Here is a 26,768-nt window from a genome sequence, read left to right as displayed (position 1 = left end):
AGTATCCGAGGGGCTGGGCTGCCGCGGGGATTGCGACAAGCCGGCCATGGATGGCCGGCGTCCGAGTCGGGGCAGGATGCCCCGACCGAGGGAAGAGCAATGCCCGCGGCAGACCAGCCCCGGGCCGACCAACTCAATCCGCCAGAACCACCCGCCCACGCAGCGAATTGCTCAGCGCCTCGGTAATCACCACATCCACGAACTGACCCACCAGCCGTGCCGGCGCCGGGAAATTCACCGAGCGCATGTTCTCCGTCTTGCCGGTCAGCTCGTTCGGATTCTTCTTCGACGGCCCTTCCACCAGCACCTTCTGCGTGCTGCCCACCATCGCCTGCGAAATCTTCGCCGCATTGGCATTGATGGTGGCCTGCAGGCGCGACAGGCGCGCGTGCTTCTCCTCGCTGGTCACCGTGTCTTCCAGGTCGGCGGCCGGCGTGCCCGGGCGGCGCGAGTAGATGAACGAGAACGACTGGTCAAAACCCACGTCCTCGATCAGCTTCATCGTCTTCTCGAAGTCCGCATCGGTCTCGCCCGGGAACCCGACGATGAAGTCGGACGAAATCGAGATATCCGGCCGCACCGCGCGCAGCTTGCGGATCTTCTGCTTGAACTCCAGCGCCGTGTAGCCGCGCTTCATTGCCGACAGGATGCGGTCGCTGCCCGCCTGCACCGGCAGGTGCAGGAAGTTGGCCAGCTTGGGCACGTCGCGGTAGGCCTCGATCAAGGAGTCGCTGAACTCCAGCGGGTGCGACGTGGTGAATCGGATGCGGTCGATGCCCTCGACCTCGGCGATGGCGCGGATCAGCAGGCCCAGGTCGGCCAGTTCCGGCTCGGCCCCCTCCTCGGCCGCGATTGGACCGCGGTAGGCATTGACGTTCTGGCCCAGCAGCGTCACCTCGCGCACGCCCTGCGCGGCCAGCTCCGCCACTTCCACCAGCACGTCCTCGAACGGCCGGCTGATTTCCTCGCCGCGGGTGTACGGCACCACGCAGAACGAGCAGTACTTGCTGCAGCCTTCCATGATCGAGACGAACGCGCTCGGACCTTCGGCCCGCGGCTCCGGCAGGCGGTCGAACTTCTCGATCTCCGGGAAGGAGATGTCGACCTGCGGCTTGCCGGTCTCGCGCTTGGCCTGGATAAGCTCCGGCAGGCGATGCAGGGTCTGCGGGCCGAACACCAGGTCCACGTACGGCGCGCGCTTGACGATGGCCTCGCCTTCCTGCGACGCCACGCAGCCGCCGACGCCGATCAGCACCGGCTTGTCGCCCAGCTTGAGCTGCTTCCAGCGGCCGAGCAGGCTGAACACCTTGTCCTGCGCCTTCTCGCGGATCGAGCAGGTGTTGACCAGCACCACGTCGGCCTCGGCCGGGTTGTCGGTCAGCTCCAGGCCCTCGGCGGCGGCCAGCACGTCGGCCATACGCGCCGAGTCGTACTCGTTCATCTGGCAGCCGTGGGTTTCGATGAAGAGCTTGCCGCGGGCCGGCAGGGCGGGGGCGGAAGAAACGGTCGGGGCGGCGGCAGCCGAGGGCTGGCCGGGGAGGGCGGTGTCGGTCATGGTCAGGTCCGGGAGGGGCGGCGGTTAATCCGCGCCGGAAGGGCCGACTAGTCTACCGGTTCGCTCCCGCGCGCTGGTTGAACGGCGGAGTCAGCCGCTCGCCTCGCGCGCCGGTGACGCCGGGAGCCCCTGCCCACTTTTCCCTCGAGTGGCCAGGCCGGATGTGACCCTGGGTCCCGTTTTTGGATCAATGACTTGGCAAATACCCTCGGGAAGGGGGACACTCGGGCCGATGAAGGGGAGCCTCCTGACATTGGGGATCATCACGCTGCTTGCCACGGCACCCGCGGTGGCCGGCACCGTGTACCGCTGCGAGACCGCCGATGGCGGCCGGAGCTATGTCAGCAAGCGCGTTCCCGGCGCCAAGTGCAAGGCTGTCGGTGCCTACTCGGGAGCCTCGCGCACCCGCCGCACACCCGCTCCGGCGCCTGTCTCGGTGGGGTCGGCCACGCCCGCCAATCCCGTCGTCGGCTCCCCGGCCAGCGGGGCGACCCTGGTGGAAACCGCCGCCGCTACCTCCAGTCTCTCGACCCCCGTGGCGGCCACGGCCCCGCAGCGCACGCCTTCCGGTGGGGGGCGGGTGGTCCGCGGGCAGGTCTATTCCTACATGCAGGACGGGGTTCGCCACTATTCCAGCCGGCCGCCGCGAGGCGGTGCGCGGGCGCTGGCGGTGCGCACCATCAAGTACAGCTACATCGAAACCTGCTTCGCCTGCAGCGCCAAACCGGGCGTCAATTTCGGCTCGGTTCGCCTCAATACGCAGGCTTATCGCGATGAAATCCGCGCCGCGGCCAGCAAGTTCGGCGTCGACGAAGCCATCGTACGCGCCATTATCCATGCCGAGTCCGCATTCAATCCCAATGCCCTGTCGCGGGTTGGGGCGCAGGGGCTGATGCAGCTCATGCCGGCCACGGCGCGCCGGTTCGGGGTGGGGAATGCCTTCGATGCCACGCAGAACATCCACGGGGGCGTCCAGTACCTCGCCTGGTTGCTCAAGCGGTTCAACGGCAACCTGACGCTTGCCGCCGCCGGCTATAACGCCGGCGAGGGCGCCGTGGACAAGTACAAGGGCGTCCCGCCCTACAGTGAAACTCAACGGTACGTGCAGCGCGTGGGCGTGCTGGCGGACCGCTACCGCGGTGCGTCGGGCGGCATGCAATAGCTCCCGGAGCCCCGGGAGAGGGGCTTCCCGTGGTTCAGGCTGCGCCCAGTGAAATCGGGCGCCCGCCGCGGATTGTCCTGCTGTTCACCGTTCCGTTACACTTCCCCGTCTTTTGAGCCGCGAGCCGTCGCCAGAGGTGGCAGCTTTGCGGTGAAACTTCGTTACTAAGCTTTGCGGAGTGCCGAATGGCCAACCAAGGGGTCAACGATCCTGTAAACACGGGACGCCGCCGCTTCCTGACCGCGACCACGGCTGTGGTCGGTGCGGTCGGGGCCGGCTTTGCGGCGGTGCCGTTCATCAAGTCCTGGAACCCGAGTGCCCGTGCCAAGTTGGCCGGTGCCCCGGTGACCGCTGATATCAGTGCCCTGGCCGAAGGCCAGCGCCTGATCTTCGAGTGGCGCGGCCAGCCCATCTGGATCGTCAAGCGTTCCAAGGCGGTCTTGGATGCTCTGCCGACCCTGGACGGTATGCTGCGCGACCCCAAGTCCGCCAACCCGGAGCAGCAGCCGGCGTACATCAAGGGCGAGCTGCGCTCCATCAAGCCGGACATCTCCGTGCTGGTGGGCCTGTGCACCCACCTGGGCTGCTCGCCGGAAATGAAGGCCGAGATTCGCCCTGAGCCGTTCGACACCGAGTGGAAGGGCGGCTATTTCTGCCCGTGCCACAAGTCGAAGTTCGACATGGCTGGTCGCGTCTACCAGGGCGTGCCCGCGCCGACCAACCTGGTCGTGCCGCCGCACCACTATGCCGATGACAACACCATCATCATCGGCGTCGATCCGCAGGGGGCCGCGTAAGCCATGGCGAACATTCTTACCCGTACCGCCAATGGCGTGATGGATTGGGTCAACGAGCGTGCACCGGGCATGATGCCGATGTACCGCAAGCACATGACCGAGTACTACGCGCCGAAGAACTTCAACCTCTGGTACTACTTCGGCTCGCTCGCGATGCTGGTGCTGGTCAACCAGATCGTGACCGGCATCTTCCTGACGATGCACTTCAAGCCGTCCGCGGCTGAGGCGTTCTCGTCGGTCGAATACATCATGCGTGACGTGGAGTGGGGCTGGCTGATCCGCTACATGCACAGCACCGGTGCGTCGATGTTCTTCATCGTCGTGTACCTGCACATGTTCCGCGGCCTAATGTACGGCTCGTACCAGAAGCCGCGCGAGCTGGTCTGGATCCTGGGCATGCTGATCTACCTCGTGCTGATGGCCGAAGCCTTCATGGGCTACGTGCTGCCGTGGGGCCAGATGTCGTTCTGGGGCGCCAAGGTGATCATCTCGCTGTTCGGCGCGATCCCGGTCATCGGCGGCGGCCTGGTCGAATGGATCATGGGCGACTACCTGCCGGGCGACGCCACCCTGAACCGATTCTTCGCGCTGCACGTCATCGCGCTGCCGCTGGTCCTGCTGCTGCTGGTCGTCCTGCACCTGGGCGCGCTGCACGAAGTGGGCTCCAACAACCCGGACGGCGTGGATATCAAGAAGGGCCCGAAGGGCAACCGTTGGGACGCCAACAAGCCCAAGGACGGCATTCCGTTCCACCCGTACTACACGGTGAAGGACCTGGTGGGCGTCGGCTTCTTCCTGATGCTGGCCGCCTTCGTCATCTTCTTCGCGCCTGCGTTCGGCGGCTGGTTCCTGGAGCATGACAACTTCACCGAGGCCAACCGCCTGGTGACGCCGGCCCATATCAAGCCGGTGTGGTACTACACCCCGTACTACGCGATGCTCCGCGTGATCCCGGACAAGCTGGGCGGCGTGATCGTGATGTTCTCGGCGATCGCCATCCTGTTCGCCGTGCCGTGGCTGGACCGTTCCAAGGTCAAGTCCTACCGCTACCGCGGCCTGCTGTCCTGGGCACTGCTGCTGGGCTTCGCCGCCAGCTTCGTCTGGCTGGGCAAGATCGGCGCCGGCCCGGGCACCGACCCGGTGGAAACCCAGGTCGGTCGCGTGCTGACCTTCTACTACTTCGCTTTCTTCATCACGATGCCGCTGTGGACCAAGCTCGACAAGACCAAGCCGGTGCCGGAACGGGTGACGATGCATGACTAACGCAACTGTTTCGAAGCGGGTGAACCCCTTCCACAAGGTCGCGGTGTTCGCCGCCGGCCTGCTGGTCTCGGTCTCGGCCTTCGCGGCCGCGGGCGGCGACGTGCAGCAGGCGGGTACCGACCTGAACGACCGTGCCTCGCTGCAGCGTGGCGCCCAGCTGTACATGAACTACTGCTCGGGCTGCCACTCGCTCAAGTACCTGCGCTACTCGCGCATGGCCGAGGACCTGGGCCTGACCGAAGACGAGGTGATGAAGAACCTCAACTTCACCGGGGCCAAGGTCGGCGAGCAGATCCAGGTCAGCATGACTGAGGCACAGGGCAACCAGTGGTTCGGCAAGCAGCCGCCGGATCTCAGCCTGATCAGCCGCGTGCGTGGCAGCGACTGGGTGTACACCTACCTCAAGTCGTTCTACCTGGACGAGACCCGCCCGCTGGGCTGGAACAACAAGCTTTTCCCCAACGCGTCCATGCCGAACCCGCTGTGGGAACTGCAGGGCCTGCAGCACGCCGAGTTCGGCAAGCCCGATGCCACGGGTGAGCGTCCGGTGCTGGGCCTGACCGTGACGCAGCCGGGCGTGCAGAACGCCGAGCAGTTCGACCAGACCGCCCGCGACATCACCGCGTTCCTCGAGTACGCCGGTGAGCCGGCCGCCCTCAAGCGCGAGAAGATCGGCGTGTGGGTGATCCTGTTCCTGGCGTTCCTTACCTTCCTGGCCTGGCTGCTGAAGCAGGAATATTGGCGAGACGTCGAGCACTGACCCCCGCTGAGCATGCAAAGGCCCGCCTCGTGCGGGCCTTTGCACATCTGGCGATTGCCAGGGGGGTGTGGCAAATGTGGAAAAAGCGTTAGGCTCGGACGTTGGCGACTGCCCGCACGGGGTGTGGCGGCGCCCAGCGGCCGGTGGAATCCGGTTTCCTGCGAGGTCAATGATGGCGGCTAGCCCACGAATGCGTAATGCCCTCACCCTGTTCTCGGCAACGGACTGCGTGCTGTCCCACCGGGTCCGCCTGGTCCTGGCGGCCAAGGGCGTCACCTACGACCTGGTGCCGGTTGACCCGCAGAACCCGCCGGAAGACCTCGTAGACCTCAACCCCTACCATTCGGTGCCCACCCTGGTGGAGCGCGAACTGGTCCTGTACGCCGCCAGCGTCGTCAGCGAGTACCTCGACGAGCGCTATCCGCATCCGCCGCTGATGCCCGTCGATCCGCTGTCACGCGCACGGCTTCGCCTGGCGATGCTGCGTCTGGAGATCGACTGGGTGCCGCAAGTGCAGGCGATCCAGCTGGGCAACAAGGCGCAGGCCGATGCTGGTCGCAAGCGTCTGAAGGAGCTGCTGACGGCGTCGGTCCCGCTGTTCAAGGCGTCCAAGTTCTTCCTCAACCCGGAAATGAGCCTGGCGGACTGCGCCATGGCGCCCATCATCTGGCGCCTCGATGCGCTGGGCGTGCCGCTGCCGAAGGATGGCAAAGCCATTGAAGACTACGGCAATCGCATCTTCCGGAGCCCCGGCTTCGCACGCAGCCTGACCGAGCACGAGCGCCGCCTGCGCGATTTGCCAGGCTGATTCGCGTCAGGCGTCTAGCCCGTGGGCGTCGCCGTGCCGAACGGGCGACGTTACACTGCGTGCATGACCGATCAGTTTCCGCCGATGACCAGCCACCGCCCGTACCTCCTCCGGGCCCTGTACGAGTGGATCGCTGACAATGGCATGACCCCGCACCTGCTGGTCGATGCCACGCGCTCGGGCGTGCAGGTCCCGGTTCACGCGGTCAAGGACGGACGCATCGTGCTCAACGTGGCTGAGCGCGCCGTCGCGCGGCTGGAAATGTCCAACGACGTGATCCGGTTCAGTGCACGGTTCGGCGGTGTCAGTCATGCCGTCTCCGTGCCGGTGAGCGCGGTGCTGGCGATTTATGCGCGGGAAACCGGACAGGGAATGGCCCTGCCCGAAGACATGCTCGCGGGCGATGCGGACGCCGATGTCGAATCCGGCTTGGAAGACGAGGCCGCCGACAGCGAGGCGCCTGCCGTGACCTCGACCACGGGGCGCCCGAGCCTGACTGCGGTGCCCGACTCGTCGGCCGGGGATGACGACGATGGCGGAGACGGCCCCGCGGGCCCTGACTCGCCGCGGCCGCGTCCCGGCGGGGCGTTCCTCCGCGTCGTGAAGTAAGCGGATCAGTCGCCCGACGAATGGAGCGCGACAGGGGGCGCCGTCACCGGCCCGCTGAACGACACCAGTCGATCTCCCCGCAGGATCATGCGTCCGACATGGCGGTCGTCGCCATGAATGGAGTAATCAAAGCGGAACGTGCGTTCCATGCCGAGCCAGCCGTTCTCGCGGCGGTACAGGCGCCAGGCGATGGCGTGCACGCTTTGATCCAGCCATTGCACGCCCGCCGCGCGGCAGGCATCGCGGCCAACGGACTCGGCCCGTTCGGCGGCGGCACGGTTGGCATTCCAGATTGAGACGACGATCGCAGTCGCGATCATCAGGAAGATTAGAGTCGGCATGGGACTAATGTGCGGGCGCGTCGACTCAGTCGCAAGCGCCGCACCGGCAATCGTCAGCAAGGGGGCTGCGTCGCGATGAAACTCGTGTTTCCGGGAGGGGAGTGTCCGCAGGTGTTGTTGGGGCCTGGCATCAACCGGGTCGGATCGGATCCGGATGCCAACGTCGTGATCGATCTCCCCGGCGTCCAGCGGCAGCACTGCCTGCTGCACGTCACGGGCACGGGTGTCATGCTGGAGGTGGCCCAATCCGCCGACGTCAGCGTCAACGGCCGAGTCGTGGAAGGCCTCATTTCCCTGCGCCCCGGTGATGCCGTGGCCTTCCATGGCGTGCAGGCTCGCCTTGCGGCGATCGAGCCGGTCGCGCCAGTGAAGAAGCTTTCCGACCCGTGGCACGTCGCGTCGTCTGCCAACGACGATCCCGGGGCCACGGCCGTGCGGCCCGTTGCGCCGAAATTCGTGTTGCGAGGGACCGCGGGCCGTGCATTCGGCCGAAGCATCCCTTTGGTCGGCGTGGTGACCGTGGGCCGGGGACCGGAGTGTTCACTCCGGCTGGATGAGCCCGGTCTGTCCCGGGCCCACGCGCGGCTGCTGGCTACCGACCAGGGCGTCCAGGTGGAGGATGTCGGGTCCTCCAACGGCACGTTCATCAACGGCAAGCGCGTATTGCGTGGTGATGCCCGCGTGGGCGACGAGATTGGTTTCGACAGCCTCCGCTTCCAGCTCCTCTCGTGCGGCACCCAGGAAGTGGTCGCCAAGTCGATGCGGGCGCCAACGTCCGCGGGTTGGCGACGTTATTGGCCCGCCGCCGTGGGGGTTGGCGTCGTGCTGGCAGCCTTGGCGGCACTGGCCCTCAACTGACGAGAGTCGCGTCCGCGCAGATGGACGCCTGCGCCTTCCCGCCACAGTGAGGGGAAGGTGCCCGCATCCTAAGGATCCGGACCGCCTGGACGATGCCTCAGTCCAGCCCGGTCGGCGGCGGTCCCAGTTTCAGCGACAGGTCGATGGCGCGGACGTGCTTGGTCAGCGCACCGATGGAGATGCAGTCCACTCCATCCTCGGCAATCATCCGCAGCCCTTCCAGGTCCACCCCGCCGGACACCTCCAACGGGATGCGACCGGCAGTGATGCGAACCGCCTCGCGGCGCGTGGCTGCATCGAAATCGTCGACGAGGATGCGGTCGCAGCCTACTGCCAAGGCTTCTTCGAGTTGGGCGAGCGTTTCCACTTCCACGATCAGGGGCAGCGCGGGGTGCATCGCCCGCGCGGCATGCACCGCGCCGCTCAGGGAGCCGGCGGCACGGATGTGGTTTTCCTTCAGCATGACTGCGTCGTACAGCCCCATCCGGTGATTGATGCCGCCACCCACGCGCACGGCGTACTTCTGTGCCTGGCGAAGGCCGGGGATGGTCTTGCGTGTATCCAGAATCCGCGCGCGCGTGCCGCTTACCGCGTCGACGTAGCGCGCGGTCACCGTCGCGGTGCCCGACAGTGTCTGGAGAAAGTTCAGCGATGCCCGCTCCGCGCTGACCAGCGCGCGCGCGCGGCCCTGCAACGTGGCAAGGACCGTGCCCTTGCGCACGCGATCACCTTCGGACACGCGCCAGTCGATGTGCACGTCCGGGTCCAATGCCCGGTGGCAGGCGTCGAACCAGGGGCGCCCGCAGACCACGGCGTCTTCCTTGCACAGCAGGTACGCGCTATCGGCGACGTCGGGCAACAGGGCGGCCGTCGCGTCTCCTGCACCGAGGTCTTCGGCCAAGGCCGCGGCCACGTCCGCCTCGACGGCCGTCGCGGGTGGTGGGGCGATGCCCGGTACACGCCCCGTGTCAGGCCGGGACATGCTCATGCGGCCGGAAAGTCCGGCACTTGGGCCGTGGCGATGGCGTCTTCCACCAGCAGCACCGGGATGCCGTCATCGACGCGGTAGACGGTCTTGTGGTCACGGGTCACCAGCGCCTCGCGCAGCGCTTCGGCCTGGGGGCTGCCGTCGCCACGCACCACGCCGCCGGTCCCGATGGCGGCATTGAGGGCCTGCAGGCCGCGACTGTCGAGCAGGGCGAGTGGCTGGCGGGTGGCCGGGCAGACGAGCAGGTCGAGCAGTTTGCGGTCCATACGGTGAAGCTCTGGCGGAAGGCCGGTAGAATACCGTTTTGCCGCTAGGGCCAGCCATGACCCCCCCTGACAACGCCTCCGCGCCGCTGGTCGGCATCGTGATGGGTTCGCGCTCCGACTGGGAGACGATGCAGCACGCCGCCGCCAAGCTCGAAGCACTTGGCGTGCCGCACGAAGTCCGCGTGGTGTCCGCGCATCGCACGCCCGACGTGCTGTTCTCCTATGCCGATATGGCCGCCAGCCGTGGCCTGCGCGCGATCATCGCCGGTGCCGGCGGTGCGGCCCATCTGCCGGGCATGCTGGCCTCCAAGACCGCCGTGCCGGTGCTGGGCGTGCCGGTGCAGAGCAAGGCGCTGAACGGTATGGACTCGCTGCTGTCGATCGTGCAGATGCCGGCCGGCATTCCAGTGGCTACCTTCGCGATCGGCAACGCCGGTGCCGCCAATGCGGCGCTGTTCGCAGCCGCGATGCTGGCGCATGACCATCCCGCCATCGGCGAGGCTCTGGCGGCCTTCCGCCAGAAGCAGACCGATGACGTTGCCGCCAACGACGACCCCCGTCGTTGATCCTGTCCCCGGCGGCTTCGCCCACGAGCACGACCTGAGCAAGACGTTGATGAGCACTCCTGATTCCCGCATGACCACCGTCGGCATCCTCGGCGGCGGCCAGCTGGCCCGCATGATGGCGTTGGCCGGCGCACCGCTGGGCCTGCGGTTCCTGGTGATGGACAACGTGGCGGACGCCTGTGCCGGCCAGTTCGCGCCAATGGTCGTGGGTGACTACACCGACGAGGCGACGCTGGCCGAATTTGCCTCGCGCGTGGACGTGGCCACCTTCGATTTCGAAAACGTGCCCGCCGAGTCGGCGCAATGGCTGACCAGCCGCGTGCCGGTGTTCCCCAACCCGCGCGCGTTGGCCACCGCGCAGGATCGCTTGGCCGAGAAGACCCTGTTTCGCGAGCTGGGCATCCCGGTGCCACCGTTTGCCGCGATCGACACCCGTGAGCAACTGGAAGCCGCGGTGGCCGAGATCGGCACGCCGTGCATCCTGAAGACTCGTCGCCTCGGCTATGACGGCAAGGGCCAATTCCGCATCAAGACGCCCGCCGATGTGGCGGCCGCGTGGGACGCCTTGGGTGCGCAGGCGGGCAAGGTCGGGCTGATCCTCGAAGGCTTCGTCGCGTTCCAACGTGAGTTGAGCGTGGTGGCCGTGCGCGGCCGCGATGGCGAATTCCGCGCCTGGCCATTGACCGAAAACTGGCACGTCGATGGCGTGCTGTCCGCGAGCCTTGCGCCCGCCAAGGTCGACGAGGCCATGACCGCCACGGCGATCAGCCATGCCCGCAAGTTGGCCGAAGCGCTGGATTACGTGGGCGTGTTCGCACTCGAGCTGTTCTGCCGAGACGGTGAACTGCTGGCCAACGAACTCGCGCCGCGCGTGCACAACTCCGGGCACTGGACCATCGAAGGCAGCGAGACCAGCCAGTTCCAGAACCACCTCCGTGCGGTACTCGGCCTGCCGTTGGGAGACACCCGCATGGTGGGTATGGCTTGCATGCTGAACTGGATCGGCCGCATGCCCGATGCCACCGCGGTGCTGGCCGAGGCCGGCGGCCACTGGCATGACTACGGCAAACAGCCGCGAGATGGCCGCAAGGTGGGGCACGCCACGCTGCGCGCCGATTCGGTCGACGCGTTGGCGCTGGTGCTGGCGCACGTCGGGAAGACGCTGGGCCGAGAAGCCCAGGTCGCGCCGGTGATTCACGCGCTGCAGACCTGAGGAGCGCCACGGTGGGGGAATGAAACCACGTTCCCTCGCCATGTTGGGTTGGATTGGCTGCGTTGCCGTATTGGCTAGCGCATGCCATCAACCGTCGGACTCGGCACCCGCCGTCGCACCGTCAGAGCCGGCCGTGACGTCCCCCGCACCGGTGGGACGTCCTGACGCCGATGTGGACGTTGCGCCTCGCCCAGAGAGCCGCGCGGAGGCGGCACCGGCGTCCACCAAGGTCGGTTTCGCGCCTGAGCCCCGGTCGGGATGGGTCATCCGCAGCAGTTGCCGCATGGGCAGCTGTGCCTGGATCCGATATGAGGAGGTGCAGCGCGCCGGTTCGGTTGCGGCGCCCGACTATCAATTGCGTATTACCCAGGGCGATTCCCGCCATCCGGGCGACTATCCGCTCGCTCCGGAAGGCGTGACGATTGGATGGGATGCGCGCGCGCAATCCGCTCAGGTGCGATGTTCGCGCACCGAACCCTACGCTGCCGTCGATGACCGTGGGGACACCTTGAAGCTCAATCCGCGCGGAGTGTCTGGCGCGGACCAGGGGCTGGCCAATTTCTATTTCGCCACGTGCCATGGCGCGTATGGCGATGATGCAGCGCTCGCGGCCAGGTTCGGGTACGACCTGCGCTAGGCCATGTCTTCGCAGACGAGCACTAAAAACAAAGGGCCGGGATTTCCCCGGCCCTTTGCGTATTCGGTGACGACTGCTTCGCTTACTTCATCTGCGAGGCAACGAAGTCCCAGTTGACCAGGTTCCAGAACGCCTCGACATACTTCGGGCGGGCGTTGCGGTAGTCGATATAGTAGGCGTGTTCCCACACGTCGCAGGTCAGCAGCGGGGTGTCCTCGCCGGTCAGCGGGGTGGCGGCGTTGGAGGTGCTCACCAGCGCCAGCGAACCGTCCGGACGCTGCACCAGCCAGCCCCAGCCCGAGCCGAACGTGCCGACGGTGACCTTGGTGAACTCTTCCTTGAACTTGGCGAAGTCGCCGAAGGCCTTGTTGATGGCATCGGCCAGCTTGCCCGCCGGCTCGCCGCCGCCGTTGGGCGACAGGCAGTTCCAGTAGAAGGTGTGGTTCCAGATCTGCGCCGCGTTGTTGAACATCCCGCCCTGCGACTTGCGGATGATGTCCTCCAGTGACATGTCGGCGAACTCGGTGCCGCCGATCATGTTGTTGAGGTTGGTCACGTAGGTCTGGTGGTGCTTGCCGTAATGGAAGTCGATCGTCTCGGCCGAGATGTGCGGCTCCAGGGCGGTGCGATCGTAGGGGAGGGCAGGCAGTTCGATGGCCATGGGGCTTGCTCCTTGCAGCAGGGGCTGGCGGTTGGGGGCGCGGCGCGGGCGGGGCCCGGGTCCGCAGGGGTGAGAACGTTTAGAATGGGCATTCTATCCCCATGCGTCGTTGCCTGAACGTCAAACCCGGGCAACGCACCTTTGCAGGAGTCGTTCCATGTCCGTGATGGACCGCATCAAGGCCGAAGTCGAAGGCCACCCGATCGTGCTTTTCATGAAGGGCACCGCACAGTTCCCGATGTGCGGCTTCTCCAGCCGTGCCGTGCAGGCCCTGAAGGCCGCGGGCGCCAGCCAGCTCCACACGGTGAACGTGCTCGAAGACCCGGAGATCCGCGCCAACCTGCCGCGCTACTCCAACTGGCCGACGTTCCCGCAGCTCTTCATCAACGGCGAGCTGATCGGCGGGTGCGATATCACCATGGAGCTGTTCGAGTCCGGTGAATTGGCGCGCATGGTCAGCGAAACCCAGGCATAGTGAGCACCGCGCCGATGACCGAAGCCGCTTTGGCCGGCCGCGTGGTGCTGGTCGCAGGCGCCCATGGCGGCCTCGGCAGTGCCGCCTCGCTGGCCTGTGCCCGCGCCGGCGCCACGGTCGTACTGCTGGGTCGCAAGGTGCCCAAGCTCAACCGTCTGTATGACGCGTTGGCGGCCGAAGGCCCCGAACCGCTGCTGTACCCGCTGGACCTGGAAGGCGCTTCGCCCGATGACTATGCCGAGATGGCCGAGCGCGTCGACGCCGAGCTCGGCCGTCTGGACGGCGTGTTGCACTGTGCGGCCGAGTTTCGGGGGCTGACGCCCTTGCTGCAGACCGACCCCGCCGCGTTCGCGCGCGCGCTGCACGTCAACCTGACCGCGCGCTGGTGGTTGTCGCAGGCCTGTCTGCCGCTGCTGTCCAAGGCTCCGGATGCGGCGCTGGTGTTCACCATCGACGACCTGTCGCGCGTGGGGCAGGCGTACTGGGGGGGCTACGGGCTCGCGCAGCATGGCCTGTCTGCACTGGTGGGCATGCTGCATGCCGAGCTACGGAACTCCAGCGTGCGTGTGTCTGGCCTTCAACCCGGTCCGATGCGGACGCCTTTGCGCAGCAAGGCCTACGTGGAGGAGAACGACCGACAGGCCCGCGACCCCGGCGCCTATGCGGGGGCCTGTGTCACCCTGTTGTCGCCCGAAGGCGCGCTCCATCGCGGCACCGTGTGGGCGCCCCAGCCCTGACCATGGCGTGCCATCCCGTGCCGGCGCCCTTGGGCGCGGGCGTATGCTGACCCCGCCTGTCCGAGCCTTTGCACGATGACCATTGCTTCCGCCGCGTTGCTGCTGTTCCTGATCCTGGATCCGCTGGGCAACGTCCCGGTGTTCCTCAGCCTGCTGCGGGGGCTGCCCGCCCGGCGCCAGCGCATCATCGTGGCCCGCGAACTGCTCATCGCGCTGGGCGTGCTGATGATGTTCCTGTGGGGCGGCAAGTACGCACTGGAACTGATGCACCTGCGGCAGGAATCGGTGTCGATCGCCGGTGGCATCGTGCTGTTCCTGATCGGCATCCGCATGATCTTCCCGCCGCCCGAGGGGCTGATGGGTGAGATCCCGGACGGCGAGCCCTTCATCGTGCCAATGGCCATCCCGCTCGTGGCCGGGCCATCGGGCATGGCCGCGGTGATGCTGATGGGCAGCAACGAGCCCGCCCGTCTGGGGGATTGGAGTCTGGCCCTGATCATCGCCTGGGGCGCAACGGCCGCGATCCTGATGTCGGCCACCTACCTGTACAAGTGGCTGGGCTCGCGGGTGCTGACCGCGGTCGAGCGGCTGATGGGCATGCTGCTGGTGGCGATCTCGGTCCAGATGTTCCTGGATGGGCTGGGGACGTATCTGCAGATCTCTGCGCCGTAACCCTGGGCGTTGCGGCGGCCGTGTGGTCGCTAAAGTCCGTGAGACGGGGCTGCCGTGCAGGTGGCCGTTATTTGACCGCCGTCATGAAAGCGAAACACATGCGGATCAGTATGTTAACCTGTCATTAACCCCAGCGCGCTCACGCGTGGGGTGGGGCAACTGAAAAGTAAAGGGCCGTGCGCGTCATCGGGGGCGCGGGCCGTGCTCTGTCGAACTCAAAACGCATCGAGGCCAGTTTTCATGACCGACAAGAACCGTGTTCGTATGTCCAAGCTGACGCTTGGGCTCATCGCCGCGCTCGCCACCGCTCCGGCGTTTGCCCAGCAGACTTCGGCTGGCGTGGGTGGTGTAGTGACCAGCGCCGAGGGCAAGCCCGTCGCAGGTGCGGACGTCACCATCACCCACGTTGAATCCGGCACCGTCAGCCGCGCCACCACCGATGCCAGCGGCCGCTACAACGCGCGCGGCCTGCGCGTCGGCGGCCCGTACACGATCACCATCACGAAGGCCGGTGAAGGCACCTCCAGCGAAGACAATGTTTACCTGACCCTGAGCACCGTCGCCCAGGTCGACAGTCAGCTGGACAACTCGGTCGCGACCGTGGAAGCCGTGCAGGCGATGTATACCGGTGGCTCGGAAGTGTTCAGCGCCAGCAAGATGGGCGCCGGCACCAGCGTGACCCGCGAAACCATCGAGGCCCTGCCGTCCATCAACGGCAACATCCAGGATTACATGCGCCTCGATCCGCGCGTGGCCTTCACCGACCGCGCCAGTGGCAGCATCAGCGCCGGCGGCCAGAACCCGCGTTACAACGCCATCCGCATCGACGGCGTCTCGGCCAGCGACACCTTCGGCCTGGAAGGCAACAACATGCCGACCCGCCGCCAGCCGGTGGCGATGGACGCGATCGAAGCGCTGAACATCGACCTCGCTTCGTATGACGTCACCATCACCGGTGCCACCGGCGCCGTGGTCGATGCGGTGACCAAGTCCGGCACCAACGAGTTCCACGGTTCGGTCTACGGCTACTACCGCGATGGCGAGTGGTTCGGCGACGACCCGACCGGCAAGAAGTTCAACGGCTTCAATGACGAGCAGACCTACGGCATGACCTTCGGTGGTCCGCTGGTCAAGGACAAGCTGTTCTTCTTCCTCAACTACGAGAAGTTCAACCAGTCGGCGCCGGGTGCGGACATCGCCGGCAGCGCGCTGGGCAAGGCCAACGCCGTCATCGACATGGATGACATCGCGCGCGCCACGCAGATTGCGCAGTCGTACGGTATCGACGCCGGCGGCCTGGACTCCTCGGGCGACACAGACCTGGAAGAGTACGCCGCCAAGATCGACTGGAACATCAACGATGCCCACCGTTTCAGCTTCCGCTACTCCAACCTGGAGCAGAGCAAGCTGCGCGTGAATGGCATCAACTCGAGCTCGATCTCGCTGAGCTCCTACTGGTACCAGCACGTCAAGAGCGTGGAGAGCTACGTCGGGCAGCTGTTCAGCGACTGGACCGACAACTTCTCGACCGAATTCAAGGTGTCGTACCGCGACTACTCCGCGGTGCGCGAGACGCCGACCAGCGCGCCGAGCGTGCGCATCTTCTTCGGCGGCACCGAGGCTTCTCCGTCGGGCGACTCGCTGTACCTGGGCACCGAGGTCAACTCGCACCAGAATGCGCTCTACACCGAGACCTGGAATGGCTTCGGCGCCGGGACGCTCACCCTGGGTGACCATGACGTCAAGTTCGGTTTCGACTACAGCAGCAACGACGTCTACAACATCTACGGTCCGCAGCTGTTCGGCGTGTACGAGTTCTGGGGCCTGGATAACTTCGCCGCCGGGAAGTGGAGCACGTACAACCTGCGTACCCCGCAGCCGGGCCTGGGCTTCGACTCGGTGGCGGGTGCGTTCAAGTACGACTCGCTGGGCTTCTTCCTGCAGGACACCTGGTACGTCAACAGCAACCTGACGCTGAACTACGGCATCCGTGCGGACAAGCCGGGCGTGGATTCGCTGCCGACCTACAACGCGGCCGCCGAGGCGGCGTTCGGTTATGACAACTCCAAGGTCCTCAACGAGGATTGGCTGGTCCAGCCGCGCTTTGGTTTCAATTACACCTTCGACAGCGCCCGTCCGACCCAGCTGCGCGGTGGCTTCGGCTTGTTCCGCGGTGAGTCGCCGCAGGTGTGGCTGAGCAACGCCTACAACACCACTGGTTTCAACTACATCCAGTACAGCCAGAACCTGAGTTCGCCGGAAAACTGGGAAGACCTGCCGTTCAGCGGCGATGGCTACAACCAGCCCGTGCCCGGCAACCCGCGCGCTGCACTGATGAACGTCAATTTCGTCGCCCCGGATTTCGAGCAGCCGTCGGTGTGGAAGGCCAACCTGGCGTTTGAGCATGAGTTGCCGTGGTACGGCATCGTCGGTTCGGCCGAAGTGCTGGTGAGCAAGGTCAAGACCGCTCTGTTCTACCGCAACCTCAACCTCGGCGCGCCGACGCTCGAGGCGCAGGACGGCCGCGACCTGTTCTGGAACCCGAGCAACGTCGGTCGCTCGTGGAGTTCGTCGAACAACCGCTTCAACCGCAACCGCGCGTTTGACACCGTCTACCTGCTGGATACCACCGAGGAAGGCAGCAGCCAGCAGTTCACGGTTTCGTTGAACAAGCCGTGGTCGCCCGAGAGTGACTGGTCGTGGTTCCTGGGTTACACCTACACCGACGCTGAGGAAGTCAGTGGCCTGACCAGCTCGACCGCGAGCTCGGGCTGGAACTACAACTACCTGTTCGATGCCAATGAAGAAGTGGCCGCGACCTCGCGCTACGAGATCCGCGACCGCATCAGCGGACAGCTGAACTGGAAGCACGCGTTCTTCGGCGACTACGAAACCCGTGTGGGTCTGGTGTATGAAGGCCGCAGCGGCCGCCCGTACAGCTGGGTGTACTTCAACGACGTCAACGGCGACAACCGCACGTCCAATGACCTGTTCTACGTGCCGGCGGGCCCGGGCGACGTGCTGTTTGGCACGCTGTCCAGCAGCGGTGCTTTCGTTGCCAACCCGCAGATGGAGCAGGCGTTCTTCAACTGGCTGAACGACAATCCGGAGCTGAAGCGTTACCAGGGCGGTGTGGCCCCGGCCAACGCCGGCCGCGGCGACTGGGTCAACACCTTCGACGTGCGCTTTACCCAGGAGCTGCCGGGCCTGTTCAAGGGCCACAAGTCCGAGATCTGGCTGGACATCCAGAACATCGGCAACCTGATCAACAAGGATTGGGGCCACATCATGGATTACGGGTTCTTCGCCAACCAGCGCGTGCTGTCGTCGCCGGGCATGTACAACGGCAAGTACGTGTATGACTTCCGCAACCCGGATGCGCCGACTGCGGCCAACGGCGATGCCGACGGCTTCAACACCGGTGTCTCGCAGTGGTCGCTGCAGGTGGGCTTCCGCTACAAGTTCTGATCGGTACGCCGACAGTTCGTTCAAGGCAACGGCCGGGGCATGCCCCGGCCGTTTTCTTTTGGCAAGCGCCTTGCGCTACATTCGACGCATGAACAACCACAGTCCAAACGAGAGCACCTCCCGCCCCACCGTCCTCCCGACCGAAAGCACGCGCATCTACCCGCGCGGCGGCCTTGACGTCCTATCCCGCGAGGAGGTCGCGCGCTTCCGTGATGCGTCCACGGGCATGCATGACCTGTTGCGTCGGTGCGCCCTTGCGGTGCTCACCACCGGTAGCACTTCGGACGATCCGCGCGCGGCTCAGGAGCTATATCCGGAGTTCGACATCGAGGTGCACCAGCAGGATCGTGGCCTACGCATCGACCTGCACAATGCACCCGCCACGGCGTTCGTGGATGGGGAATTGATTCGCGGTGTGGCCGAACTGCTATTCGCCGTAGTCCGCGACCTGGCCTATACCGCCATTGAGTTGGCCGACGACGCGGGCCGCGACCTGGACTCGAGCGATGGCCTGACCGACGCCGTGTTCGACCTGCTACGGAATGCGCGCACGCTGTTCCCGACCGACCCCAACCTGGTCGTGTGCTGGGGTGGTCACTCCATCTCGCGCGATGAATACGTGTACACCAAGCAGGTCGGCTACGAGCTGGGCCTCCGCGGCCTGGACATCTGCACCGGCTGCGGCCCGGGTGCGATGAAGGGGCCGATGAAGGGCGCCACTATCGCGCACGCCAAGCAGCGCAAGCACCGCCCGCGCTACATCGGCATCACTGAGCCGGGTATCATCGCCGCCGAGTCGCCCAACCCCATCGTCAACCACCTGGTGATCATGCCGGACATCGAGAAGCGCCTGGAGGCCTTCGTCCGCATCGGCCACGGCATCATCGTCTTCCCGGGGGGGGTGGGCACGGCGGAGGAGATCCTGTACCTGCTCGGCATCCTGCTGCGGGAGGAGAACGCGCACGTGCCGTTCCCGCTGATCCTTACCGGCCCCACCGCGTCGGCGCCGTATTTCGAGCAAATTGACCGGTTCCTGCGGCTGACCTTGGGCGAGGCCGCCACGTCACGCTACGAGATCATCATCGCCGACCCGGCTGCGGTCGCGAAGCGGATGATGGGCGGGATCCGCAAGGTGCGCGAGCATCGCATCAGCCAGAAGGACTCGTTCTTCTTCAACTGGTCGCTGGATATCCCGTTGGCGTTCCAGCAGCCGTTCGTGCCTAGCCATGAGGCGATGGCTGGCTTGGACCTCCATCATGGGCGCAAGCCCCACGAACTGGCTGCCGACCTGCGCAGGGCGTTTTCCGGCATCGTCGCCGGCAACGTCAAGGAGGACGGCATGCGCCGGATCGAGGCGCACGGGCCGTTCGAAATCCACGGCGACAGCGGGATGATGCAGTCGCTGGATGCGCTGCTCCGGGCGTTCGTGGAGCAGCGCAGGATGAAGATTGCGGGTGAGTACCGGCCTTGTTACCGGGTGGTGGCATAGAGACTGCTAGTTACAGCTCGCCGTTGCCCACTGTGGCTTGCCGTTGCTCACCCCGGAGGCGAGCGTAAGCACACCGCATCGATCTCCGCTCTGCGCCCCAGCGGGGGTCGCCGTTATGGAGTACGCGCTCGTCGTCGCTGTGGCGATCGCGATGGTATAAAACGGAGAGACTGTGGACGTCGGCGCCACAGGGTAGGTTCCCGAGCCGCAGCCGGTGCCCGAGCAGTTGGCATATGACGGATTTTCCGCGCGCCACCGTTCAAGTGCGAGTTGCATATCCCCAACGAAGCGAACAGCCTCGGCGCGACGGCTCTTGCGCACCTGCTCGGTGTACGCGGGAACGGCAATCGCCGCGAGAATTCCCACAATTGCGACGACCACCATCAGCTCGATCAAGGTGAAACCGCTCGCCTGTTTCATGACCTGCTCCCCAAGTATTGCGCCAGCCTAACATCCTCGTCAGCACGTTTGACAGCAGTGTGGAACGTTTGTCCCCCTGGCTGCGCCGTTCGTCAGCAACGCCTTGTTCTCTTGTGGATCAAGGATTTAGATTTCCATGGTGTTCAAGGGTTTGGGATCAGGGCATGCCGTTTCAGCAACGGGGCTTCACATTGATCGAATTGATGGTGGCGGTGGCAGTCCTGGCTATTCTTGCCGCGATCGCGTTCCCTTCCTTCGACGACTTTTTTGACCGCTACCGGGTTCGCGGGGCGGCAGACGAAGTCCTCGACGTGATATCGGCCGCCCGCGCACAATCGGTAAAGGACGGCCTGGATGCTGCAGTCAGCTCGACGGTTGGGTCGGCGTGGTGCGTAGGGGCAAATTCCGCTTCATTGCCAACGGGGGGTGCCCCCGCGGGCGCCGCGTCGGCTTGTGATTGCACTGTGGCTGATGCGTGTTTGGTAGCAGGAGAGGAGTTGGTTGTCTCGGCCATCAAACATCCTGGTGTGACAATGGTCGGTGGAACCACTTTTGCATTCGATGGGAAACTGGGTGTCGCGTTGACTTCTTCGGGAGTTGTCGCTGACCCGGATGCGATTGTGCTGCGCTCTCCAAAAGGAAAATACGACGTGTCTGTAAACGTTGGTCCGTTGGGGCAGGCGACTCTTTGTACGCCAACTGGAAAGCCCTCGATATCTGGAATTGCGCCATGCTGATGCGAGCTAGAAAGTACTCTTCCGGAGTCGCGGGATTCTCCCTGGTCGAGCTTATGGTGGCGATGGTCCTGGGGCTTATCGTCGTTGGTGCAGTTCTCGCGCTTGTGCTTTCGATGATGCGGGCTAATAACCAGACGATTGCGGCGACCCGTCTTACCCAAGAATTGCGGGCGACCGCTGCCCTGATCAATACGGACCTCCGCAGGGCAGGCGGCGTGCGAGATCCGTACACCGTGGCGACGGCAAACAATGGAAGCCCTTCCAACCCATTTGCGTCAATCACAATTCCTGCGTCACCAAACAACAATTGCATCCGGTATGCCTATGCAGATGCGGAAGGCGGCAATTTTCACGCCGTTTCTTTGCAGAATGGTGCGGTTTGGATGGATGCAGGTGCCACTGCAGCAGATGCAACCTGCGATGGCGGAAGTCGGTTAAGCACGCCCCAGGTAACCATCACGGCAATGAGCTTTGCCCAGAATGGCCGTCGCATTGACGTCACCCTGAACGGGCGTTTGACGAACAATGCCGATATTCGCCGTTCCTACACCCAGAGCGTCTATGTGCGCTCTGTTCCGGGTACCTGATTCGAGGCCACGATATGCGACCCTTACCCATACCTTCCGTCCGGATGCAGTCCGGGTCCACCCTGCTGGTCGCAATTGTGCTGTTGTTGCTTGGTGGCGTAATGACGGTGCTCGCGCTCAACGTCGGTGTGTTTGAGCAGCGCAGTAGCGCCAATGATGTGCGAGCGAAAGGCGTGCATGAAGTCGCAGAGGCGGGCCTTGCGCAGGCCTCTGAATACCTGCTCCGTCAGCACCCTGAGTTGCTGAGTTTTGGTGGAAACTGGGTCACCTGTGGAGCGGAAACCACCTTTCCTTGCGGCGCCGTTCCCACCGATCTAGTTGATGCCGATGGTAACCCTGCCACAACCGGCACTGTGTCGCGCAGAAGCACCATGTATCGGCTGGGGGGTGGTGGTATTTCAAGTGGCGCTACGTTTGCGGCTCTAGGGAGCGAGCTTGCGTCCAGAATGCTACCAATGGCAAATACGATCACGACCGTGGGTGCAGGGTTCAACGTCGCCTACGGTGTGGCCCCGGTGATGTGCTTTGTTGCCAACCGTAAGGTGAACGAGCCAGCCAACAGCCCCATTCGATGCGCAACGAACGCGGCTGACGCCAGTGAACGTCGCATTGTTACCTTTGTTTCCGTCGCGTCAATCCCGGGTGATTCAGCGCGGGCGACGCTGGTGCAGACCGTTGGTCGCTATCCGCTGTTGGGGAATCCGGTCGGAAAGCCTCCGATCATTGCATCGGGTTCGGTCGATGTCACCGGGACGCTGCAGATCGTGACGAATCCTAACGCAGGTGGAGATGGCGTCCCTGTATCAGTTTGGACTCGGAAAAACGTCGACAAGACCGGCACCCCGAACACGTGCTATGCAGGTGATTTCTTCCGCTACGGTGCCAAGAACAACAGCCCTCCAACCTTGCTGGGTACGAATCAGACCATTGTTTGTGACACGTGCCAGTGCGACGCACAGTATTCCCTTTCCTACGACAATTCCGGCAACCTCCAGGATGAGGGCATTGATATTCTTGACGTAGAGGGAACCTCGGCTGTACGTGGGACTGGGACGAATTACAACGTGCGAAGCGATGCATTGTCTTATCCAACCTGTGAGTTTCCGCCAGACCTGTTCGCGCACATGTTCGGCGTGCAAGCTTGGGATGACGTCGATCATGATTGCTTTGCCGAAGTCAAGATAATGAAGACCTACACAAACCCGAACAGCGGGGCAGTAGTTACCATTGGCGCAGACGAGGCGTTCCTGTACGAGAACGCGAGCAAGATCATCAACCCGACTTCAGCGGGCACACCTTTGATGTCTGCAGGCCAGGCCTATACAGGATCCTATCCGGCCAGTGCGTTGTCGGGTCTTCTCTGGTGTCAATCGAATTGTGACATCGGCTCGAATCAGACACTTGGCACGCCCGACAATCCAGTGGTATTGGTCGTGGACGGTGATGCGCGTATTCAAGGGCGCGTGTATGGAATCGTGTTCCTGCGCAGCACTGCGAATGGAGCAACAAATACCCCGGCCGCTGGTTACACCATGACCAGCGGTGAAATAGCTGCGGGCGGCAGTAGTGCGCTGCGCATGAATGCGGGTGCCGCAGTGTATGGATCTATCATCGTGCAGGGCACCGTGGAAAAGGCAAATGGTACGGCGGCTGTGATCTACAGCGACACGGTACTGAACGCGATCGGCCAGAACCCGGACAACAGTCGTTTCGGCACCTTGCCAGGTGCGTGGAATGATCGCCCCACCTACTGACTGAGGACTGGATGATGAAGGCCCGAATTCGCAGGGGCGCGGCTGGTTCTTCTGGCTTTAGCCTGATTGAAGTATTGATTGCTGTTGTAGTGCTTGCGACCGGATTGCTTGCGCTGGCTGCGCTCCAAGGTCGATTGACTCAGGCGTCCGCGGAAGCCAAGACGCGCAGTCGTATCGCCGCAATGCTTTCCAGCCGGATGGATGAACTGCGGTCAGGACAGTACAACAACGCTGCACTGAATGTGAGCAGCGGCACGGGCAGCGCCACGACGACCTTCACCTGTGCTTCCGGTGCCCCTGCATGGTTATGCACTGCGCAGTTGGAAAGCGCGATTGCCGGCCTCTCTGTTACCCAGCAGGTTGATCGCTATACGAGTGCGATCGGTGCAGGGTCGTTTTCGATCAGTGGTGCTGCTGCTGCCAATGGCGCCATCCCTGAGTACAAGCGAATCACGCTGACGGCCTCTTGGACTGACGCGACGGGCAGTCAGCGTCGACTTGGGGCCTCGACGGATGTCAGCCCGTTGTCGCTTACGTCCAACACGATCCCCAAAGCGCCTAACCAAAGCGCGGGTGGCGGTAAGGCCATTGTTCGGCAAGATTCGCCCGAAACTGCTGGTGTCATTCCCATCGCACTAGGTGACGGCAATTCGACCGCCGCGTCGAATCCGACACCAGAGCTTAAGGGGAGTGGGCAAAACCAGACCATTACTGGTACGCGCTTCAACGTGCTTACTTATGTGCCAAGTGGAGGGGGCGCAGTAGTTCAGAAGCGCTTTGAAAACGAAGTTATTAAATGCTCGTGCCGGTATGGGGCGGCGGGTAACAACTTTAATAATCTCGGTGAGATTTACCGTAAGGCGCAATGGCCGGCGGTCTGGACAGGCGGGCGATATGAGCTTTATGCACCATCGCCAGCATCGAATGCGCCGGGGACTAGTCTCGTCTCCGGTGAGGCAAGTGGTGTAACCCAAAGCGATTTGTGCATGGAGTGCTGCCGGGACCATCACGATACAATTTCGTCTGGGGTTGCCAAGTTCGACCCGGAACGCTTCGCCGCGAGCGGCGGGGTCTCAAAGTACAATGCAAGTTTGGTCGAGGTCACGGATACGACTGGTGGCGTGTACGTCAATGCCTGCCGTGTCATTCGCGTCGATGGATTCTGGCGGGTCGCTGCCGATATGTATTCCCGGCACCTGGGACTGCTTGAGACGGAGACTGTTGGTGGCGTGAAGGCCAAGACAGGTCTGCCCACCACGTCCGCAAAGACTTCTTACGAGACATTTGTCAAAGATTTCCTGGATGGCTACACGGGTGCATCTGGCGCGGCTCCCACGGGCGCTCAGGCCATGTTCGATGATTCCGGGCGAGGCCTTAACCTGCCGACTCAGGTTGTGATCAACACACCATCCAACACTGATTACCGGTACTTGCATGCTCGTGGCTTGTACGTAGATTTCCTGGAAGAAAAGGCGCGAGCGGCAGTCGTCAAGGCAATCGCCGATTGCGGCACGGGGAATCTAACTAACTGCATCCTGCCAGTGCTCCCGTTTACAACGATCAACATGAGTGAGATTGCCAAATGGACGGCTAGTGTTCCGTCAGTCATTACGGTCAATTCTGGCAGCTTGCTGACAAATAACCCGACCGAGCCTTCCGGCGGGCGCACGATCGGAAAGACAAACGGGACATCGGACAATACTGCGGAGGTTCGGATATCCAACTCCGGGGTCGCTGTCACCTCCTCGTTTGCATTTAACGGCGTGGATCCTTCTGACAATACGACGGTCCAGAGTGATGCTCAGGCCTTCAATGTTGGCGGTACCGTAACTACCAATCCCAGTGGCGAGTCTTTCACTGTCGCTCAGTCTGGTGGTGGCCTTGATCCCAGTGCCTTCTTTACGATTGGTACGGACGTGAATGTGGAATGTCTTGGATCCAAGGCCAGCAAAGTCTGTGATCCAAACGCTAGTGCGAGTCCGTGGAATGGCTCGATCAAGCTGTCTCGCTATTGGGAAGTGACGTATGTCAGCGGCACGAGGTCTGCGGTAACGACGGGCTCAGGCAATAGCGCGGTCACGCGGGTGGATGGTGTCCAGTGCACCAAGACAGATAGCAATGGCCCTGATGGCCCGCTTTCGGTTGACGTGCCCATCTTCAACAATTATCAGGTGAACACGGTGACGGTGACGGGAGGTGGCAGCATCGCCTCTGCGTTACCCGCCGCCGCGGATGCCAGCCCAGGTGACAACAAGCAGGCGGAGACGACGACAATTGCTTTCACAGGCCTTGCTGCGAATAGCACGGTCAACGTGGGCTACAGTCTGCAGGCAAGCAGCCTTCCGACTGACCCCGATGTCACCGTTGCGGCTTGCACTGTGAAGAAATCGGGAAGCAACTGGATCCTTACAGTCACCAGTTGGAACGTTCCTTGGGATTGACGCGGTGGCGGTTGGCCTCAGAGGGCGGAAACTGCTCCACGTGGGCCTCGCCCGAATGACGGCTGGTTAGGGCACTTGACTGTTACTCAGTGGGCGTTGGCAAAGCTCTGAAAATTTCAGCAATTTGAACTCTTCGACAGAAGCAAGAACGCCCACGCAAGTGGGCGTTTTTCGTCAATCGGGAACGGAAGGAGCTGGGGTTTTCCTTGGCAAAGGTGACCGGTTCAATGGCGATGGGATCTTGCTCGCCTACGCAGAGAACAATGGCAGCGAGCGCGCGTCTTTGTCGTGCCCCGTGCATTCTGATTCTCCGAGCCATCAACGAGAAACTGGCCGGTGTCAGCTCATTGCACGGCATGATTCGCACCGCTTGATACCGGGGGCGCGTAAAGTGCCCCTCCTACAATTGGGGAGGGTCGATGGTCACTTACGTCGACATACTAGGTCGCCCGGGTGGCGGCTCGGGCACGTTCTCAGCCATTGTTCACGCCCTGACGCCGGGCATGGCTCGCAACATTGCGATGACCCAGTTTCCGGGGTTGTCCGTCCACGCCGTGAAGGTTGCAGGTAGACGAACCACCCGACTGAAAGAGCGGTTACCGACCCAAAAGACGCTGCTGCCCCTACAGTGTCCCTACGGTGAAAATCGCCCATGAAAAAGGGTCGCTTTCGCGACCCTATCTCTTTGTATCATTTGGCGCCCGAAGTTGGTTTCGTTTTGCATGCTTAAGGTGTTGAAACCGAAGGGAAATAAAAGGCTGTTTTCTAGCGGTCTACCCAGAAGTCTACCCGGCGGCTGATTGGGAACTTTTGCCCAACCGGAGTGGGGGGCAGATGACGGTCAACTTGCACGCGTTCGTCGATCAAAGCAAGGCAGGGGACGCATTAGGCCTCCCTCTGGGGCGCCTCTCCAAGCTGGTGAGCAGCTAACGACTTCGACACAGGACGCCGAGCGCGGACGAATTCGTCGATTGCCTGTGCCGACCAGACGGAGGTTCGGGGCGACAGCTTGATCGGTGCGGGGAATTGCCCCGATTTCATGAGGCTGTACAGCGTTGAGCGCGACACGCCCAGGGCGTCTACAAGCTCTTTCATACGGAAGTAGCGTTCAAGGTTCATGTAACGTCCAAGATGTGGGAGGGCATACCACCTTATCGTCGGATGCCGCGGCGGACGTGGTCATCGCAAAGCCGAAATCGCCTGGAATCCCCGAATGCCATTGATGCGATCCGCCAACCGAGCTGGTCGTCTTACCACGGGCCGACGGCCGCTGTCGTTGCACGCTTCCATACGACAAGGTTGCCTTCGCGGTTGCATTGGCAAATAACGGTGGCTTTTTCCGCCGTACCTTCTGGTTTGGACCGCTGAAGTTTCCCAATTATGGCGGCCTGCCACGTGCTGAACCCCCGTGACCTGCCCCCGGTTTTCAGGGCCACCCTGACTTAAGTAGAGTCCGTTCCCAAGAAGAGGACGGACATGAAGAAGCGCTTCACCGACGAGCAGA

At 63.7% G+C, this 26,768-nt stretch carries 25 protein-coding genes and 1 pseudogene; 19 read left to right on the top strand and 7 right to left on the bottom strand.

The window, feature by feature from the left end:
• Window positions 1-133 precede the first annotated feature (133 nt).
• The gene (gene miaB / locus ACYVBS_RS05050; protein ID WP_460822213.1) at window positions 134-1,555 is read right to left on the bottom strand and encodes a tRNA (N6-isopentenyl adenosine(37)-C2)-methylthiotransferase MiaB; all 1,422 of its coding nucleotides are present in this window, start codon (window positions 1,553-1,555) and stop codon (window positions 134-136) included.
• Window positions 1,556-1,787: 232 nt separating this feature from the next.
• Between miaB and ACYVBS_RS05045 the strand changes: the two genes are divergently transcribed.
• The 6 genes and pseudogenes from ACYVBS_RS05045 to ACYVBS_RS05020 form a co-directional block, all read left to right on the top strand.
• Complete coding sequence (locus ACYVBS_RS05045) at window positions 1,788-2,717, top strand: lytic transglycosylase domain-containing protein (RefSeq protein ID WP_460822211.1); 930 nt, start codon at window positions 1,788-1,790, stop codon at window positions 2,715-2,717.
• A gap of 185 nt (window positions 2,718-2,902) precedes the next feature.
• Complete coding sequence (gene petA, locus ACYVBS_RS05040; protein WP_460822209.1) at window positions 2,903-3,514, top strand: ubiquinol-cytochrome c reductase iron-sulfur subunit; 612 nt, start codon at window positions 2,903-2,905, stop codon at window positions 3,512-3,514.
• 3 nt (window positions 3,515-3,517) lie between these two features.
• Window positions 3,518-4,777, top strand: a complete 1,260-nt coding sequence (locus ACYVBS_RS05035) for a cytochrome b (RefSeq protein ID WP_460822207.1) — start codon at window positions 3,518-3,520, stop codon at window positions 4,775-4,777.
• A complete protein-coding gene (locus tag ACYVBS_RS05030; RefSeq protein WP_460822206.1) occupies window positions 4,770-5,537 on the top strand; it encodes a cytochrome c1 in 768 nt (255 codons plus the stop codon). The genes ACYVBS_RS05035 and ACYVBS_RS05030 overlap by 8 nt, the downstream gene beginning before the upstream one ends.
• Before the next feature lie 172 nt (window positions 5,538-5,709).
• Window positions 5,710-6,345, top strand: a complete 636-nt coding sequence (locus ACYVBS_RS05025; RefSeq protein WP_460822204.1) for a glutathione S-transferase N-terminal domain-containing protein — start codon at window positions 5,710-5,712, stop codon at window positions 6,343-6,345.
• Window positions 6,346-6,408: 63 nt separating this feature from the next.
• Window positions 6,409-6,825: pseudogene (locus tag ACYVBS_RS05020) on the top strand (ClpXP protease specificity-enhancing factor); the annotation flags it as partial.
• Between the two features lie 134 nt (window positions 6,826-6,959).
• On the opposite strand, the gene ACYVBS_RS05015 reads toward ACYVBS_RS05020, so the two are convergent.
• Entirely contained in the window at window positions 6,960-7,295 is a 336-nt protein-coding gene (locus ACYVBS_RS05015; protein WP_460822616.1) for a DUF3301 domain-containing protein, read from the bottom strand.
• 75 nt (window positions 7,296-7,370) lie between these two features.
• Between ACYVBS_RS05015 and ACYVBS_RS05010 the strand changes: the two genes are divergently transcribed.
• Complete coding sequence (locus ACYVBS_RS05010; protein ID WP_460822203.1) at window positions 7,371-8,153, top strand: FHA domain-containing protein; 783 nt, start codon at window positions 7,371-7,373, stop codon at window positions 8,151-8,153.
• Window positions 8,154-8,250: 97 nt separating this feature from the next.
• Here the strand turns inward: ACYVBS_RS05010 and nadC are convergent, their stop codons facing one another.
• Both nadC and ACYVBS_RS05000 read right to left on the bottom strand, forming a co-directional pair.
• Complete coding sequence (nadC, locus tag ACYVBS_RS05005) at window positions 8,251-9,135, bottom strand: carboxylating nicotinate-nucleotide diphosphorylase (RefSeq protein ID WP_460822614.1); 885 nt, start codon at window positions 9,133-9,135, stop codon at window positions 8,251-8,253.
• A 2-nt stretch (window positions 9,136-9,137) separates the two neighbouring features.
• Window positions 9,138-9,407, bottom strand: coding sequence for a Trm112 family protein (locus ACYVBS_RS05000; protein ID WP_460822201.1), 270 nt, complete (start codon window positions 9,405-9,407; stop codon window positions 9,138-9,140).
• Window positions 9,408-9,463: 56 nt separating this feature from the next.
• Here ACYVBS_RS05000 and purE point away from each other — a divergent pair, with 56 nt between their 5' ends.
• The 3 genes from purE to ACYVBS_RS04985 all read left to right on the top strand — a co-directional run bounded on the left by purE (window position 9,464) and on the right by ACYVBS_RS04985 (window position 11,823).
• Window positions 9,464-9,973 (top strand): 5-(carboxyamino)imidazole ribonucleotide mutase, encoded by a 510-nt coding sequence (gene purE, locus ACYVBS_RS04995; RefSeq protein WP_460822200.1) that lies wholly within the window; start codon window positions 9,464-9,466, stop codon window positions 9,971-9,973.
• Between the two features lie 70 nt (window positions 9,974-10,043).
• Complete coding sequence (locus ACYVBS_RS04990) at window positions 10,044-11,186, top strand: 5-(carboxyamino)imidazole ribonucleotide synthase (RefSeq protein ID WP_460822613.1); 1,143 nt, start codon at window positions 10,044-10,046, stop codon at window positions 11,184-11,186.
• Window positions 11,187-11,469: 283 nt separating this feature from the next.
• Window positions 11,470-11,823, top strand: a complete 354-nt coding sequence (locus ACYVBS_RS04985) for a hypothetical protein (protein ID WP_460822199.1) — start codon at window positions 11,470-11,472, stop codon at window positions 11,821-11,823.
• Between the two features lie 82 nt (window positions 11,824-11,905).
• On the opposite strand, the gene sodB is transcribed toward ACYVBS_RS04985, so the two are convergent.
• Entirely contained in the window at window positions 11,906-12,484 is a 579-nt protein-coding gene (sodB, locus tag ACYVBS_RS04980) for a superoxide dismutase [Fe] (RefSeq protein WP_460822198.1), read from the bottom strand.
• Window positions 12,485-12,641: 157 nt separating this feature from the next.
• Here sodB and grxD point away from each other — a divergent pair, with 157 nt between their 5' ends.
• The 5 genes from grxD to ppnN all read left to right on the top strand — a co-directional run bounded on the left by grxD (window position 12,642) and on the right by ppnN (window position 19,325).
• Window positions 12,642-12,959 (top strand): Grx4 family monothiol glutaredoxin, encoded by a 318-nt coding sequence (grxD, locus tag ACYVBS_RS04975; protein WP_460822197.1) that lies wholly within the window; start codon window positions 12,642-12,644, stop codon window positions 12,957-12,959.
• 14 nt (window positions 12,960-12,973) lie between these two features.
• On the top strand, window positions 12,974-13,696 hold the full coding sequence (locus ACYVBS_RS04970) for an SDR family NAD(P)-dependent oxidoreductase (RefSeq protein ID WP_460822196.1): 723 nt from the start codon (window positions 12,974-12,976) through the stop codon (window positions 13,694-13,696).
• 75 nt (window positions 13,697-13,771) lie between these two features.
• A complete protein-coding gene (locus ACYVBS_RS04965; protein ID WP_460822195.1) occupies window positions 13,772-14,368 on the top strand; it encodes a MarC family protein in 597 nt (198 codons plus the stop codon).
• A gap of 240 nt (window positions 14,369-14,608) precedes the next feature.
• Entirely contained in the window at window positions 14,609-17,836 is a 3,228-nt protein-coding gene (locus tag ACYVBS_RS04960) for a TonB-dependent receptor (RefSeq protein ID WP_460822194.1), read from the top strand.
• 88 nt (window positions 17,837-17,924) lie between these two features.
• The gene (ppnN, locus tag ACYVBS_RS04955; protein WP_460822193.1) at window positions 17,925-19,325 is read left to right on the top strand and encodes a nucleotide 5'-monophosphate nucleosidase PpnN; all 1,401 of its coding nucleotides are present in this window, start codon (window positions 17,925-17,927) and stop codon (window positions 19,323-19,325) included.
• Window positions 19,326-19,331: 6 nt separating this feature from the next.
• Here ppnN and ACYVBS_RS04950 read toward each other — a convergent pair whose 3' ends face one another.
• Complete coding sequence (locus ACYVBS_RS04950) at window positions 19,332-19,745, bottom strand: type IV pilin protein (RefSeq protein WP_460822192.1); 414 nt, start codon at window positions 19,743-19,745, stop codon at window positions 19,332-19,334.
• A gap of 164 nt (window positions 19,746-19,909) precedes the next feature.
• Here ACYVBS_RS04950 and ACYVBS_RS04945 point away from each other — a divergent pair, with 164 nt between their 5' ends.
• From ACYVBS_RS04945 to ACYVBS_RS04930, 4 genes are all read left to right on the top strand, one after another.
• The gene (locus ACYVBS_RS04945; RefSeq protein ID WP_460822191.1) at window positions 19,910-20,482 is read left to right on the top strand and encodes a GspH/FimT family pseudopilin; all 573 of its coding nucleotides are present in this window, start codon (window positions 19,910-19,912) and stop codon (window positions 20,480-20,482) included.
• Window positions 20,476-21,069 carry a PilW family protein gene (locus tag ACYVBS_RS04940; protein ID WP_460822190.1) on the top strand — a complete coding sequence of 198 codons (594 nt, stop codon included), beginning with the start codon at window positions 20,476-20,478 and terminating at the stop codon, window positions 21,067-21,069. The genes ACYVBS_RS04945 and ACYVBS_RS04940 overlap by 7 nt, the downstream gene beginning before the upstream one ends.
• 77 nt (window positions 21,070-21,146) lie before the next feature.
• Window positions 21,147-22,823: a hypothetical protein gene (locus tag ACYVBS_RS04935; protein ID WP_460822189.1), complete on the top strand. Its 1,677-nt coding sequence runs from the start codon at window positions 21,147-21,149 to the stop codon at window positions 22,821-22,823.
• Between the two features lie 14 nt (window positions 22,824-22,837).
• The gene (locus ACYVBS_RS04930; RefSeq protein WP_460822188.1) at window positions 22,838-25,264 is read left to right on the top strand and encodes a type IV pilus modification PilV family protein; all 2,427 of its coding nucleotides are present in this window, start codon (window positions 22,838-22,840) and stop codon (window positions 25,262-25,264) included.
• 885 nt (window positions 25,265-26,149) lie between these two features.
• Here the strand turns inward: ACYVBS_RS04930 and ACYVBS_RS04925 are convergent.
• On the bottom strand, window positions 26,150-26,359 hold the full coding sequence (locus tag ACYVBS_RS04925) for a helix-turn-helix transcriptional regulator (RefSeq protein ID WP_460822612.1): 210 nt from the start codon (window positions 26,357-26,359) through the stop codon (window positions 26,150-26,152).
• Window positions 26,360-26,768: the final 409 nt, after the last annotated feature.

The organism is Lysobacter olei, assembly GCF_054777355.1.
This window is presented reverse-complemented; position numbering and strand designations above follow the sequence as displayed.

Coding starts and splice junctions, on each gene's coding strand:
- miaB (WP_460822213.1), bottom strand. CDS start 1,555: ATGACCGACACCGCCCTCCCCGGCCAGCCCTCGGCTGCCGCCGCCCCG.
- ACYVBS_RS05045 (WP_460822211.1), top strand. CDS start 1,788: ATGAAGGGGAGCCTCCTGACATTGGGGATCATCACGCTGCTTGCCACG.
- petA (WP_460822209.1), top strand. CDS start 2,903: ATGGCCAACCAAGGGGTCAACGATCCTGTAAACACGGGACGCCGCCGC.
- ACYVBS_RS05035 (WP_460822207.1), top strand. CDS start 3,518: ATGGCGAACATTCTTACCCGTACCGCCAATGGCGTGATGGATTGGGTC.
- ACYVBS_RS05030 (WP_460822206.1), top strand. CDS start 4,770: ATGACTAACGCAACTGTTTCGAAGCGGGTGAACCCCTTCCACAAGGTC.
- ACYVBS_RS05025 (WP_460822204.1), top strand. CDS start 5,710: ATGGCGGCTAGCCCACGAATGCGTAATGCCCTCACCCTGTTCTCGGCA.
- ACYVBS_RS05015 (WP_460822616.1), bottom strand. CDS start 7,295: ATGCCGACTCTAATCTTCCTGATGATCGCGACTGCGATCGTCGTCTCA.
- ACYVBS_RS05010 (WP_460822203.1), top strand. CDS start 7,371: ATGAAACTCGTGTTTCCGGGAGGGGAGTGTCCGCAGGTGTTGTTGGGG.
- nadC (WP_460822614.1), bottom strand. CDS start 9,135: ATGTCCCGGCCTGACACGGGGCGTGTACCGGGCATCGCCCCACCACCC.
- ACYVBS_RS05000 (WP_460822201.1), bottom strand. CDS start 9,407: ATGGACCGCAAACTGCTCGACCTGCTCGTCTGCCCGGCCACCCGCCAG.
- purE (WP_460822200.1), top strand. CDS start 9,464: ATGACCCCCCCTGACAACGCCTCCGCGCCGCTGGTCGGCATCGTGATG.
- ACYVBS_RS04990 (WP_460822613.1), top strand. CDS start 10,044: ATGACCACCGTCGGCATCCTCGGCGGCGGCCAGCTGGCCCGCATGATG.
- ACYVBS_RS04985 (WP_460822199.1), top strand. CDS start 11,470: ATGGGCAGCTGTGCCTGGATCCGATATGAGGAGGTGCAGCGCGCCGGT.
- sodB (WP_460822198.1), bottom strand. CDS start 12,484: ATGGCCATCGAACTGCCTGCCCTCCCCTACGATCGCACCGCCCTGGAG.
- grxD (WP_460822197.1), top strand. CDS start 12,642: ATGTCCGTGATGGACCGCATCAAGGCCGAAGTCGAAGGCCACCCGATC.
- ACYVBS_RS04970 (WP_460822196.1), top strand. CDS start 12,974: ATGACCGAAGCCGCTTTGGCCGGCCGCGTGGTGCTGGTCGCAGGCGCC.
- ACYVBS_RS04965 (WP_460822195.1), top strand. CDS start 13,772: ATGACCATTGCTTCCGCCGCGTTGCTGCTGTTCCTGATCCTGGATCCG.
- ACYVBS_RS04960 (WP_460822194.1), top strand. CDS start 14,609: ATGACCGACAAGAACCGTGTTCGTATGTCCAAGCTGACGCTTGGGCTC.
- ppnN (WP_460822193.1), top strand. CDS start 17,925: ATGAACAACCACAGTCCAAACGAGAGCACCTCCCGCCCCACCGTCCTC.
- ACYVBS_RS04950 (WP_460822192.1), bottom strand. CDS start 19,745: ATGAAACAGGCGAGCGGTTTCACCTTGATCGAGCTGATGGTGGTCGTC.
- ACYVBS_RS04945 (WP_460822191.1), top strand. CDS start 19,910: ATGCCGTTTCAGCAACGGGGCTTCACATTGATCGAATTGATGGTGGCG.
- ACYVBS_RS04940 (WP_460822190.1), top strand. CDS start 20,476: ATGCTGATGCGAGCTAGAAAGTACTCTTCCGGAGTCGCGGGATTCTCC.
- ACYVBS_RS04930 (WP_460822188.1), top strand. CDS start 22,838: ATGAAGGCCCGAATTCGCAGGGGCGCGGCTGGTTCTTCTGGCTTTAGC.
- ACYVBS_RS04925 (WP_460822612.1), bottom strand. CDS start 26,359: ATGAAAGAGCTTGTAGACGCCCTGGGCGTGTCGCGCTCAACGCTGTAC.